The sequence below is a fragment of the Bradyrhizobium sp. S3.3.6 genome (assembly GCF_040546905.1).
In the GTDB taxonomy this organism is placed as follows: Bacteria; Pseudomonadota; Alphaproteobacteria; order Rhizobiales; family Xanthobacteraceae; genus Bradyrhizobium; species Bradyrhizobium cytisi.
In genome coordinates this window covers 390619-401799 of record NZ_JBEPOT010000001.1, presented here as the reverse complement: position 1 = coordinate 401799, position 11181 = coordinate 390619, and the positions used below count along the sequence as shown (strand labels likewise).

General features: G+C 65.0%; 12 protein-coding genes. 11 read left to right on the top strand and 1 reads right to left on the bottom strand.

Annotation, left to right across the window (positions count from 1 at the left end):
- Positions 1–130: 130 nt before the first annotated feature.
- Genes ABID59_RS01895 through ABID59_RS01855 form a run of 9 tightly spaced genes read left to right on the top strand, consistent with a single transcriptional unit; the run spans position 131 to position 8276 of the window.
- Positions 131–1168: an ABC transporter substrate-binding protein gene (locus ABID59_RS01895; RefSeq protein WP_354032338.1), complete on the top strand. Its 1038-nt coding sequence runs from the start codon at positions 131–133 to the stop codon at positions 1166–1168.
- A gap of 27 nt (positions 1169–1195) precedes the next feature.
- Complete coding sequence (locus ABID59_RS01890) at positions 1196–2236, top strand: ABC transporter ATP-binding protein (protein ID WP_354082261.1); 1041 nt, start codon at positions 1196–1198, stop codon at positions 2234–2236.
- The gene (locus tag ABID59_RS01885; protein WP_354032336.1) at positions 2233–3108 is read left to right on the top strand and encodes an ABC transporter permease; all 876 of its coding nucleotides are present in this window, start codon (positions 2233–2235) and stop codon (positions 3106–3108) included. Before ABID59_RS01890 ends, ABID59_RS01885 begins: the two co-directional genes overlap by 4 nt.
- Entirely contained in the window at positions 3105–3911 is an 807-nt protein-coding gene (locus ABID59_RS01880) for an ABC transporter permease (RefSeq protein WP_354032335.1), read from the top strand. Before ABID59_RS01885 ends, ABID59_RS01880 begins: the two co-directional genes overlap by 4 nt.
- Positions 3912–3919: 8 nt before the next feature.
- Positions 3920–5056 carry an NAD(P)/FAD-dependent oxidoreductase gene (locus ABID59_RS01875; protein ID WP_354082260.1) on the top strand — a complete coding sequence of 379 codons (1137 nt, stop codon included), beginning with the start codon at positions 3920–3922 and terminating at the stop codon, positions 5054–5056.
- 27 nt (positions 5057–5083) lie between these two features.
- The gene (locus tag ABID59_RS01870) at positions 5084–5380 is read left to right on the top strand and encodes a (2Fe-2S)-binding protein (protein ID WP_018641635.1); all 297 of its coding nucleotides are present in this window, start codon (positions 5084–5086) and stop codon (positions 5378–5380) included.
- A complete protein-coding gene (locus tag ABID59_RS01865; RefSeq protein ID WP_354032333.1) occupies positions 5377–6795 on the top strand; it encodes an FAD-dependent oxidoreductase in 1419 nt (472 codons plus the stop codon). The genes ABID59_RS01870 and ABID59_RS01865 overlap by 4 nt, the downstream gene beginning before the upstream one ends.
- Complete coding sequence (locus ABID59_RS01860) at positions 6792–7913, top strand: NAD(P)/FAD-dependent oxidoreductase (RefSeq protein ID WP_354082259.1); 1122 nt, start codon at positions 6792–6794, stop codon at positions 7911–7913. Before ABID59_RS01865 ends, ABID59_RS01860 begins: the two co-directional genes overlap by 4 nt.
- A 15-nt stretch (positions 7914–7928) precedes the next feature.
- Complete coding sequence (locus ABID59_RS01855) at positions 7929–8276, top strand: RidA family protein (RefSeq protein ID WP_354032331.1); 348 nt, start codon at positions 7929–7931, stop codon at positions 8274–8276.
- A gap of 5 nt (positions 8277–8281) precedes the next feature.
- Here the strand turns inward: ABID59_RS01855 and ABID59_RS01850 are convergent, their stop codons facing one another.
- Positions 8282–9199: a LysR family transcriptional regulator gene (locus ABID59_RS01850; RefSeq protein WP_148754036.1), complete on the bottom strand. Its 918-nt coding sequence runs from the start codon at positions 9197–9199 to the stop codon at positions 8282–8284.
- A 128-nt stretch (positions 9200–9327) separates the two neighbouring features.
- On the opposite strand from ABID59_RS01850, the gene ABID59_RS01845 reads away from it, so the two are divergent.
- Positions 9328–10620 (top strand): MFS transporter, encoded by a 1293-nt coding sequence (locus ABID59_RS01845; RefSeq protein WP_354082258.1) that lies wholly within the window; start codon positions 9328–9330, stop codon positions 10618–10620.
- 55 nt (positions 10621–10675) lie between these two features.
- Entirely contained in the window at positions 10676–11176 is a 501-nt protein-coding gene (locus ABID59_RS01840) for a GAF domain-containing protein (RefSeq protein WP_354032329.1), read from the top strand.
- Positions 11177–11181: the final 5 nt, after the last annotated feature.

Genomic DNA, 11181 nt, shown 5'->3' with positions numbered 1-11181 from the left:
GTTCCCATTCATAATATTTAGGCATGCAGAGGGTGCCATTATTCATTGGACGATGGAAGCTCGGCTTTGCGATCTTTTTCATCAAAGCTGGAGACAGCCCGTTTTTTCGGCAGATTGGAGATCGGACCACATGAAGACTTTTCGCCTTCTGACAGCGGTCAGCATCGCGGCGCTCGCCGTCCTTCCGTCGGCCGCCTTGGCCCAGCAGAAAACGCTCTATGTCGCCGGCTATGGCGGCTCGTTCGAGAAGACCATTCGTGATGAGGTGATCCCGACCTTCGAGAAGGAGAACGGCGTCAAGGTCGAATACGTCGCCGGCAATTCCACCGACACGCTGGCCAAGCTGCAGGCGCAGAAGGGCAATCAGCAGATCGACGTCGCCATCGTCGACGACGGCCCGATGTACCAGGCGATCCAGCTCGGCTTCTGTGGTAAGCTCGATGGCTTGCCGGCTGCCGATCTCTACGACACTGCGCGCTTCAAGGACGATCGTGCCGTTGCGATCGGCATCGTCGCGACCGGTCTGATGTACAACACCAAGGTGTTTGCGGAGAAAGGCTGGGCGCCGCCGACCTCGTGGAATGATCTGAAGGACACGAAATACGCTAAGCAGCTGGTCATTCCGCCGATCAACAACACCTATGGCCTCGAAGCGCTGGTGATGCTGTCGAAGATGAACGGCGGCGGCGAGTCCAATGTCGACTCCGGCTTCAAGATCTTCAAGGAACAGATCAATCCGAACGTGCTCGCCTATGAACCGTCGCCGGGCAAGATGACCGAGCTGTTCCAGTCCGGTCAGGCCGTGATCGCGGTGTGGGGCACCGGCCGCGTGCAGAGCTTTGCCAACACCGGCTTCCCCGTCGATTTTGTCTATCCCAAGGAAGGTGCGGCAACGCTGCTGACGACGGCGTGTCCGATCGCCAAGCCGAACGCCTCGCCGCTGGCCTCAAACTTCGTCAAGATGCTGCTTGATCCCAAGATTCAGCTCGTGATGCTCAAGGACTACGGCTACGGCCCCGTGCTGAAATCGCTGGTGGTGCCGCCAGAGCTCGGCAAGATGGCCCCGATCGGCGAACGCGCGGCAAAGCTCTACAATCCAGACTGGACCACTATCAACGACAAGCGCGAGGAGTGGACCAAGCGCTGGAACCGTGAGGTCGAGCGCTGATCTGATCGTCCGCAGCGGAGACAGCTCATGGCCTATCTCGAGCTCAGTCGGGTGGCAAAACAGTTCGGCGCGCAGACTGTGGTCGACGACTTCAGTCTCGCGGTCGGCAAGGGGGAGTTCATCTCTTTCCTTGGCCCCTCCGGCTGCGGCAAGACCACGACGTTGCAGATGATCGCGGGCTTCCTCGATCCCACACGCGGCGCGATCCGCCTGGAGGACAAGGACCTGACCGCGATCCATCCGGCCAAGCGCGGGCTCGGCATCGTGTTCCAGAGCTACGCGCTGTTTCCGCACATGACGGCGGCGGAGAACGTTGCCTTTGGCCTCGAGATGCGCAACGTCCCGCGTAACGAGCTGGCCGAGCGCGTGCGTGCCGCGCTCGCAATGGTGGGCCTTGCCGGTTACGAGGAGCGCCATCCGCGCCGCATGTCCGGCGGCCAGCAGCAGCGCGTCGCGCTGGCGCGTGCGCTGGTAATCAAGCCGAGCGTGCTGCTGCTCGACGAGCCGCTGTCGAACCTCGACGCAAAATTGCGCGAGGAGATGCAGATCGAGCTGCGCCAGATCCAGCGCACCATCGGCACCACCACGATCCTCGTCACCCACGACCAGAACGAGGCGATGTCCCTGTCCGACCGTATCGTGGTCATGAGCCAGGGCAAGATCGAGCAGATCGGCACACCGCAGGAGACTTATGAGAAGCCGGTCTCGGCCTTCGTCTCGCAGTTTTTGGGCAAGACCAACGATTTTGCCGGGACGATCGATCGGACTGCAATTCCGGCGCGGTTGGTGGCGGGCTCCTGGAGCGCGCCGGCGCCGGCCGGGCTCAGTGGCCCTGTCACCGTCAGCATTCGTCCTGAACGTATCGGCTTTGGCGATGAGGGCCTCGGCGCAAAGATCGTCACGCGTATCTTCCAGGGCAATCACTGGCTGTTCCAGTGCGACAGCGAATGCGGCCCGGCGATCGTGATCCGCCAGAATGATGGTGAGAGGCAGCCAGCCGAAGGCGACGCCGTTCGTCTCACTTGGCGCCCCGAGGACATGAGCGTGCGTGCAAGGACCGTCACATGAGCGGGGTCGCCGAGGAGCGCAACGCGCGTGCACCTTGGGGGCTGACGGCGCCTGCCCTGATGCTGTTCGTCGGTGTGCTGCTGATCCCGCTCGCGATGACCGTGATGCTGTCGTTCCACGATTGGGGCCAGTACAAGGGCATCGAGCCGGTCTTCATCCTGAAGAACTGGCAGGAGATCGCCACCGATCCCTATTACGCAGAAATGTTCTGGCGGACGTTTCGGATCGCGATCCTGACCACGCTGCTCACCGCTCTGCTCGGCGCGCCCGAAGCCTACATCCTCAACCGCATGGACGCACGCTGGAAGAGCTTTTTCCTGCTCGTGATCCTCGGGCCGCTGCTGATCTCTGTGGTGGCGCGCACGCTCGGTTGGGCGCTGCTGTTCGGCGGCAACAACGGCCTCGTCAACAAGCTCTTGATGTCGGCCGGGGTGATTCGCTTCCCCATTCCCTTCATGTTCACCGAGACCGGCATGGTCGTCGCGCTCGCGCATGTGATGATGCCGTTCATGGTGCTGTCGGTCTGGGCCGCACTGCAACGGCTCGATCCGCAGATCGAGAACGCCGCGATGTCGCTCGGTGCTGGTCCCGTGACTATCATCCGCCGCATCATCATGCCGCAGATCATGCCGGGCGTGCTGTCGGGGGCGATCATCGTGTTCTCGCTCTCGGCCAGCGCCTTCGCGACACCCGCGATCATCGGCGGCCGCCGCCTCAAGGTCGCGGCGACGCTCGCCTATGACGAATTCCTCAACACGCTGAACTGGCCGCTCGGCGCAGCCGTCGCCACGCTGCTGCTGGTGGCGCTGGTGCTGATCGTGGTCGGCAGCAACGCGCTGATCGAACGCCGCTACGCCGAGGTGTTCCGATGAGACGGAACGGCCCGTTGGCGCTGATCTTTCACACCATCTTCGTTGTCGTGATGGTGGCGCCGATCCTGGTGGTGTGCCTCGTCGCCTTCACCCCCGAAGGTTTTCTGTCGCTGCCGACCAACGGCTTTTCGCTGCGCTGGTTCAGGGCGATCGCCAACTATCCCGAATTCATCCACGCCTTCTGGGTCAGCCTTGGGTTAGGGGCGCTGTCTTCCTTCGTAGCGCTGCTGTTCGCGGTGCCGGCGGCGCTCGCGATAGCGCGCTATCGCTTCCGCGGTCGCGACGCGCTGGCGGCGTTGTTCCTGTCGCCGCTGATGATCCCGCATGTCGTGCTCGGCATCGCCTTCCTGCGCTTCTTCACCTCGGCCGGGCTCGGCGGCAGTTTTACGGCTCTGATCATCGCCCATGTCATCATCGTGTTTCCGTTCGCGCTGCGGCTGACGCTGGCAGCGGCAACCGGCATGGACCTTTCGGTCGAGATGGCGGCGGTCTCGCTCGGCGCCGGCGGCTGGACGCTGTTTCGCCGTGTGACCTTGCCGCTGATCCTGCCCGGCGTCATCAGCGGCTGGGCGCTCGCCTTCATCCAATCCTTCGACGATCTGACCATGACCGTCTTCCTCGCAGCGCCCGGCACCGAGACGTTGCCGGTGCGCATGTTCCTTTATATCCAGGACAACATCGATCCGCTGGTGACGTCGGTCTCGGCCTGCGTGATCGCGATCACCATGACCGCCCTCATTCTGCTCGACCGCTTCTACGGGCTCGACCGCGTGCTCGCCGGCAAGGGCGATCCGGGACGATAGGAGAACTCATGTCAGGAGAATACGACGTCGCCGTCGTCGGCGGCGGATTGCTCGGCTCCGCCATTGCCTGGGGCCTGGGCCGGCTTGGCAAGAGCGTGGCCGTGCTGGACGAAGGCGACATCACCAAGCGCGCCTCACGCGCGAACTTTGCGCTGGTCTGGGTCCAGAGCAAGGGGCTCGGCATGCCCGCCTATACGGTGTGGACCGTGCAGGCGTCGCAAGCTTGGGGCCGGCTGGCCTCCGAATTGAAGCAACAGACCGGTCTCGACGTCGCGCTTCAGCAGAACGGCGGCTTTCATCTCACCCTCGGCGAGGACGAATTCGGCCAGCGCGCCGAGCTGGTCAAGCGCATGCACAACCAGGCGGGTGCTGCCGACTACAACATGGAGATGCTGTCCGCCTCCGAGGTGAAGAAGTCGCTGCCGCTGATAGGGCCGGAGGTTTCGGGCGGCAGCTATTGTCCGCTCGATGGCCACGTTAATTCGCTGCGCACCTTTCGCGCCTTCCACACCGGCTTCAGGGAATTCGGTATCGATTATTTCCCGGAGCAGCCGGTCTCGGCGATCAGCAAGAATGGCGGCGAATTCCGCCTGACCACGCCGAAGGGCGAGCTTCGCGCCGCCAAGATCGTGCTCGCAGCCGGCAATGCCAATCAGACGCTGGCGCCGATGGTCGGCCTCTATGCGCCGATGGGCCCGACCCGCGGCCAGATCGTGGTGACCGAACGCACCATGCCGTTCCTGCCGCATCCGCTGACCACGATCCGCCAGACCGACGAGGGCACGGTGATGATCGGCGACAGCAAGGAGGACGAGCTCGACGACCGCGCGCTCAAGCACTCGATCAGCGCGGTGATGACCGATCGCGCGCAGCGGATGTTTCCGCATCTGGCGCGGCTCAACGTGGTCAGGAGCTGGGCCGGCATTCGCGTCATGCCGCAGGACGGCTTTCCGATCTACGACCAGTCGGAGACGCATCGCGGCGCTTTCGTCGCCTGCTGTCATTCCGGCGTGACGCTCGCCTCCAACCACGCCTTCGAGATCGCGCGGATGGTGGCGCAAGGCGCGCTTGAGCCGGAGCTGGTCGGCGCGTTCTCAGCGAGCCGCTTCGCCGGCGCGGGCGCTGCGAACACCAGCGGCTATTAGAGATATCAAGGAGCCAAGAGGCATCCCATGTTTAGACGATCCGAACAGGACAAGCGCCCACAAGTGCAGATCTTCGTCGACGGCGTTGCCGTCGCTGCACGCCAGGGCGACACCGTCTCCGCCGCGCTGCTGGCATCCGGCCAGGACGCGCGACGTTCCACGGCGGTGAGCGGCGCGCCGCGTCTGCCCTATTGCATGATGGGCGTGTGCTTCGACTGCCTCGTCACCATCGACGGCGTCGGAAATCGCCAGGGCTGCCTCGTGCCGGTCGCCGAGGGCATGCAGATCGAAATCCAGAAGGGCAAGCGGGAGATCGGAAGATGACTGTGGCTCCCAAGCGCGAAGATTATGACGTCGTGGTGATCGGCGCCGGGCCAGCGGGCCTCGCGGCCGCCGCGACATCCGCCGAAGCGGGCCTGTCGACGTTGCTGCTCGACGAGAACATCGGTCCCGGCGGCCAGGTGTTTCGTGCCATCTCCTCGACGCCGGTGACCGAGCGCAGCCAGCTTGGTGCCGACTATTGGGTCGGTGCCGATCTCGTGCAGTCGCTCCGCGCGAGTAGCGCCGAGGTCATCCACCGTGCCACGGTCTGGAGCCTCGACCGCAACCTCGACATCGCGGTCTCGATCGGGGGCGCCTCGGCCTTCGTCAAGGCGAAGCGTGTCATCCTCGCGACCGGCGCGCTGGAGCGGCCATTTCCGATTCCCGGCTGGACATTGCCGGGCGTGATGACGGCAGGCGCCGCGCAGACGATGCTGAAATCGTCGGCGCTGGTGCCTGATGGCCGCACCGTGATCGCGGGGCAGGGGCCGCTGCTCTGGCTGCTTGCCGCGCAGATATTGCGCCTCGGCGGCCGCATCGACCGCATCCTCGACACGACCGGGCGCGCCAACTACCTCGCCGCGCTCCCGCACGCCTTCGCCTTCCTGACCTCGCCCTATTTTGCCAAGGGCCTGTCGATGATGCGCGAGGTGAGAGCGAAAGTGCAGGTCGTCTCCGGCGTCACTGAGCTTGCTGGCGCGGGTGACGGCCAGCTCGCGGGCGTCAGCTATATCGCCGGTGGCAAGCGCGAGACCATCCCTGCGGATCTCCTGCTGTTGCATCAGGGCGTCGTGCCCAACGTCAACCTTGCGATGTCCGCAGACGTTAAGCATCGCTGGGACGATTTGCAGCTGTGCTGGTCGCCCGTGCTCGACGCCAGCGGCAATTCGTCGGTCGCTGGAATCGCGATCGCCGGTGACGGCGCCGGCATCGGCGGCGCGAATGCTGCCGTGGTGCGCGGTCGCATCGCGGCGCGCGCGGCGGTGGAAGCACTGACGCCCGCCGCTGCTGCGAAGCTTCCCGCGATGGCCACGCTCCGCGCCGATCTCGCCAGGGCCGAGCGCGGCCGCGTCTTCCTCGACACGCTGTTCCGCCCGTCGCTGCAGTTCCGCATTCCCTCGGGTGACACCATCGTCTGCCGATGCGAAGAGGTCACCGCAAAGGACGTTCTCGATTCCGTTGCGATCGGCGCGACCGGGCCGAACCAGCTCAAGGCCTATCGCCGCACCGGCATGGGCCCGTGCCAGGGCCGGCTCTGCGGCCTCACCGTCACCGAGCTGATGGCGCAGGCGCGTGGCAAGAGCCCGCAGGAGATCGGCTATTACCGGCTGCGCGCGCCGGTGAAGCCGATCACGCTCGCCGAGCTCGCCGCCGTTCCGAAGGGCGAGGACGACGTCAAGGCGGTGGTGCGCGGATGACCCAAAACGTGGATGCGATCGTCGTCGGCGGCGGCATCCATGGATGCTCGACGACGCTGCATCTGTGCCTTGCCGGCTTGAAGCCGCTGCTGATTGAGAAGGACTATGCCGGCCGCCACGCCTCCGGCGTCAACGCAGGCGGCGTGCGTCAGCTCGCGCGGCACATCCCCGAGATCCCGCTCTCGATCCGCTCGATGGGGATCTGGGAGAAGATTACTGACCTACTCGACGATGATTGCAGCTTTGAGAGCTACGGCCAGGTCCTGGTAGCCGAGAACGAGGAGGAGCTCGCCGTCTGCCGCGCGCGCGTCGCCGAGCTCAACGCACTCGGCTTTACCCACGAAGAGCTGATCGACGCGACCGAGCTGCGGCGGCTGGTGCCGGCTGTCGCCGAAACCTGCCCCGGCGGCGTGGTTTCGCGCCGTGACGGCGCGGCCAATCCGGCGCAGACGACGACGGCATTCCGTCGCAAGGCCGAGCAGCTCGGCGCGACCGTGCGCGAGGGCGTAGCCGCCAGCAACATCCGCTACAGCGACGGTCTCTGGCATGTCGATGTCGGCCCTGAAACCTTTGCTGCGCCGGTCCTCGTCAACGCCGCCGGCGCCTGGGCCGGCAAGATCGCGGCTGCGCTTGGCGAGCCGGTGCCGGTCGAGACCGTGGCGCCGATGCTGATGATCACCTCGCGCGTGCCGCATTTCATCGACCCCGTCGTGATCCTGCGCGGGCGAAAGCTCTCCTTCAAGCAATTCTCCAACGGCACCGTGCTGATCGGCGGCGGCCATCTGGCCACGCCCTATCAGGACCGCAACGAGACGGTGCTGGACTGGAAGAGCCTCGCGACCAGTGCGCGCACCGTGTTCGAGCTGTTCCCGGTGATGCGCAGCGCCACCATCGTCCGTGCCTGGGCCGGCATCGAGGCGAAGATGAAGGACGACATTCCCGTGCTCGGGCCGAGCAGCCGCCATAAGGGCCTCTATCACCAATTCGGCTTCTCGCTGCACGGTTTCCAGCTCGGCCCCGGCGCCGGCGCCGTGATGGCGGAGCTGATCGTCAATGGTGGCACCCAGACCCGAATCGGCGAGCTCGGCATCGACCGCTTCCATGCCTCCACGCTCTAGGAACAAGAGGACATCATGAGCATCACCCGCAGCATCCGCACGCCCATCATGCACCGCGCCGTCGAAGCCAACGGCTTCGTCTTCGTCGGCGGCACCATTGCCGACGACACCTCGGTCTCGATGGGCGACCAGACCCGCAACATCCTCGGCAAGATCGCCGGCTATCTGAAGGAGGCCGGCACCGACCAGACCCGAATCGTCAGCGCCTCGATCTTCGTCACGGATCTCTCCAGGAAAAAGGAGATGGATGCGGCCTGGACCGAGTTCTTCGGCGACAATCTGCCGGCCCGCGCCACCGTCGGCGTCGCCGATCTCGGCGGCGGCGCGCTGATCGAGGTGGTGGTCACCGCCCTCAAGGGCTGATCCGGTCAGTCAGATTGGGCAAACATCCCGACCAGAGTCTCGCGCAGCCAGCGTTGCGCGGGGACGGTATCGTTACGCTGGTGCCAGAACAGGCTGACGATGCGCGGCGGCGCCTGGAGCGGAAGCGGCATCGCATGCAGGAACGGCGCGTGGCGCGACTGCGAGCGGAGATCGCGCGGCAGCACCGCAACGAGATCGGACTGCCGCACGATCTCGTAGGCAGCGCTGTAATGATTGACGGTCGCGACCAGATTGCGCGACAGCCCGCGCGAGGCGAGAAAGAGGTCGTAGGACGGCAGCGTCTTTCCGGCGAGGCTCACATCGACGTGCCCCGCGTTGAGGAAGGCGCGCGTGCTCAGCCGTTTTCCGGCGGCGAGCGGATGATCGCGCCGCATGAAGCAGGCATAGTCGACGGTCCAAAGTGAGCGTGAGCGAATGGCGGCCGGCTGCTGCGCCTCGTTGACATAGACGCTCAACACGCAGTCCACCCGGTTGTCCTCGAGCTGGTCGGCGATCTCGATGACGGTGTTGGGAACGGTATGGACGCGTGCCTTCGGCGCGATCTCGCCAAGATGGTTCACGAGCTTCGGCATGACCAGCGAGGCCACGTAATCCGACATCGACAGGCTGAACTCGATCTGCGCGCGGCCGGGATCGAACACCCGCTCGTCGAGCGCGCCGCGCATGCTTTCGAGCGCCTCGCCGATCGGCTCCCACAGCGCCACGGCGCGCTGGGTAGGACTGATCCCGGTGCCTGACCGCACGAACAGAGGATCGCCGAGCGCGTCGCGCAGACGCGCGAGCGCGTTGCTGACGGCCGGCTGCGTCATCGTCAGCGCGTTGGCCGCGCGCGTGACGCTGCCCTCGGTCATCAGGGCCTCGAACACTTTCAGGAGGTTGAGGTCGAGCGCGCGGAACGACACGGGCGGATATTCACCATGGTGATATATTAGATCATGATTATAAATTATGACGATAATGTCACCTTGTCTATGGTTCCCTCCCGAACGACACGCGGCGCGCCGGGGCCGTCAGATCGAGGGGGACTTTCATGTCGATGATATCGGCGCGCATCGAGCGCCTTCCGTTCGCGCGCTTCCACACACATCTCCTGCTGATGGGCGGGCTCGGCTACACGTTCGACGCGATGGATGCGGCGGTGCTCGCCTTCATCCTGCCGGTGCTGCGCACGGCCTGGAATTTGTCGAGCGTCCAGATCGGTGTGCTCGGCAGCAGCACCTATATCGGCTTTCTGTTCGGAGCATTGCTCGCCGGCACGCTCGGCGATTTGATCGGTCGCCGCGCGGTGATGATGTCGGCGCTGGCGCTTTACTGTGCGGCGTCCATCGCCAGCGCGATGGTGGATAGCTGGCCGTCCTTCTTCGCAGCCCGCGTTGTCGCCGGCATGGGCACCGGCGCGGAGAGTGCGATCATTGCACCCTATCTCGCCGAATTCGTGGCGCGGCGTTACCGCGGCAGCTTTACCGGCGCGCTGGCCGGCTTCTTCTCCTTTGGGTTCGTCGCCGCGGCCTTGCTCGGTTACTTCATCGTGCCCGCCTATGATAACGGCTGGCGCATCGTACTGGTGATCACGGCGGTGCCGGTCGTCATGCTGCTGTGGTGGCGGAAGGCCTTGCCGGAATCGCCGCGCTGGCTCGAAAGCCGGGGACGGGAGAAGGAAGCCGAAATCGTCCTCGACAGGATCGAGGCACGCTTTGCGCGCGAAGGCCTTGTCCTGCCGCCGCCGGTCGTCGAAGCCACAACACCGACCGGTACGGGTGGAACGCTGCTGGCCAATTTCGCAGCGCTTCTGGCGGCCCGCCAGGCGCGCATCACCATCATGACCTGGATCATGTGGCTCGCGATCACCTTCAGCTATTATTCCTTCTTCGTCTGGATCCCAGGTCTTCTGGTCCAGAACGGCATGAGCATCACCAAGAGCTTCGCCTATTCGATCGCGATCTATTGCGCGCAGATTCCCGGCTATTTCAGCGCCGCGTATTTCAACGAGCGCATCGGGCGGCAGGCAACGATCGCGACGTACATGGTGCTCGGCGGCGCCAGCGCACTCGGCCTCGCCTTCGCGCAGAGCGACCAGCAGATCATGGCCGCGGGAATCTTGCTGTCGTTCTTCATGAACGGCACCTATGCCGGCGTCTATGCCTACACGGCCGAGGTGTTCCCGACGGAACCACCGGCGCCGGGCTTGCTTCCGCGATCGGCCGCATCGGTGCGATCGTCTCGCCGATCCTGGTCGGCTACCTCTATCCCAATTTCGGCTTTGCCGGCGTATTCGGCGTTACCACCACCGTGCTGCTGCTGGGGGCGGTCACCGTCGTGCTGATGGGCGTACCGACGCGCGGCCGGTCGCTGGAAGAGATCGCGGCGGGCGAGGTTGCATGACGCGGATCAAACCAAAGGCTGATCCCTGGCTCTGCGCCGTCGCGGCAGCGCAGAGCAGCGTGGACCAGCCGAATGCGTTGTTCGCAGCGCTCGACCAGGCCGTGAAGTCGGCGATCGGGCACAAGCTGTTCACGATCCTGGCATACGACGACGCCAGCGGCGAAGCGGCGCGGGTCTATTCCAATCTTCCCGGACCCTATCCCGCGGGCGGACGCAAGCGCCTGGCGCCGGGTCCATGGACCGAGGCCGTGCTCGACCGCGGCGAGGCCTATATCGGCCGTACGCAGGACGATTTGCGCAACGTATTTTCCGACCACGAGCTGATCACCTCGCTTGGCTGCGCCAGCGTGCTCAACATGCCCGTGCGCTGGCGCGGACGCACGCTCGGCTCGCTCAATCTGCTGCACGAGGCGGGCTGGTATGACGAGGACGACGTCGCCGCCTGTCTCCCGTTTGCCCAGCTCACATTGCCGGCACTGCTTGCGCAGGCGCCCTGACAGGA